Source organism: Bradyrhizobium sp. I1.14.4, from assembly GCF_050435825.1.
Taxonomy (GTDB): domain Bacteria; phylum Pseudomonadota; class Alphaproteobacteria; order Rhizobiales; family Xanthobacteraceae; genus Bradyrhizobium.
Genome location: NZ_JBNDLA010000071.1, coordinates 1 through 1,244, shown reverse-complemented (window position 1 = coordinate 1,244; position 1,244 = coordinate 1). Strand labels below are relative to the sequence as shown.

Genomic DNA, 1,244 nt, shown 5'->3' with positions numbered 1-1,244 from the left:
GTAGATGCCGAGGAGCGGCCGGTGCTGCGCAAGAAGCTTTCGCGCAAGCAGGTGCTGGAGTTCTTCGCCAAACTGCCGCCGACGGTGATCGGGATGGAGGCCTGCGGGGCTTCGCAGTATTGGGCTCGAGAGCTTGGCAAGCTCGGCCATGAGGTGAAGCTGATGGCGCCGCAACTGGTGAAGCCCTACGTGATGCGGAACAAGAACGACGGGCGGGATGCGGAAGGGCTGTGTGAAGCGATGGGTCGGCCGAGCATGCGCTTTGTGCCGGTCAAGACAGCTGAGCAGCAGGCGGCGCTGATGCTGGCGGGGCTGCGCGACGGATTGATCGCCCGACGCACCCAGCTGAGCAATGCGATCCGGGGCTACGCGGCCGAGCTTGGCCTGATCGCGCCCAAGGGATTGGACAAGATCGAGCCGCTGCTGGCGCGGATCGCACAGGACGAGAGCCTGCCTGCGATGGCGCGCGAAGTGTTCGCGGTCCAGGGCCGTCAACACGCCGTGCTGCAAGCCGAGCTCAAGCAGCTCGAGGCCAGGCTGATGGCCTGGCACCGGGCCGATGCCACCAGCCAGCGCCTGGCGCAGATCCCTTCCATTGGCCCGATCACTGCAACACGACTGGTGATGAAGACGCCCGATCCGCATGCATTCCGCTCCGGCCGGCATTTTGCGGCTTGGCTGGGGCTCACGCCGAAGGATCATTCCACCGCCGGCAAGACCAGGCTCGGCAAGATCACGCGGGCCGGGGACGAGGACCTGCGCCGCTTGTTCGTGGCGGGGGCGACCTCGGTCATCCAGCAGGCTCGGCGAGGTCGAGGCAATCCGTCGCGCTGGCTGGTGGCGCTGCTTAAGCGCAAGCCGCCAAAGCTGGCCGCCGTGGCGCTCGCCAACAAGGTGGCCCGCATCGCCTGGAAGCTGATGGCGACCGGCGAGAGTTACGATGCCGCGCGGCTCAATGCCATGCCGGCTGCCACCTAACAGATTGGCCGGCCGGAGGGTTCGTCCACCGGCCGACCCGGAAGCTGCAAGAGCAGATGGAGCAATCGGTCGATCAACGATGCGAGACAGTCCGTGGGACCCATTGGCCGCCAACAGGTCGCGGGGTTGTTTGGAGCTCGTGTCGCGCAACCCATCTTGGCCAGCGATCAATAACCGTCGCATCAACAGGCCGGACATATGGATGCAAGCGATCCGATCTACTCAAAAAGCTCTTGTGCCACGGGGGCCGTCCACATATGGGTCCC

The 1,244-nt window shown here is 65.4% G+C and carries 1 protein-coding gene; it reads left to right on the top strand.

The features are described 5' to 3' along the window. On the top strand, positions 1 to 978 hold a 978-nt coding region (locus ABIB78_RS38680; protein WP_429034289.1), incomplete at its 5' end, for an IS110 family transposase. Positions 979 to 1,244 lie beyond the last annotated feature (266 nt).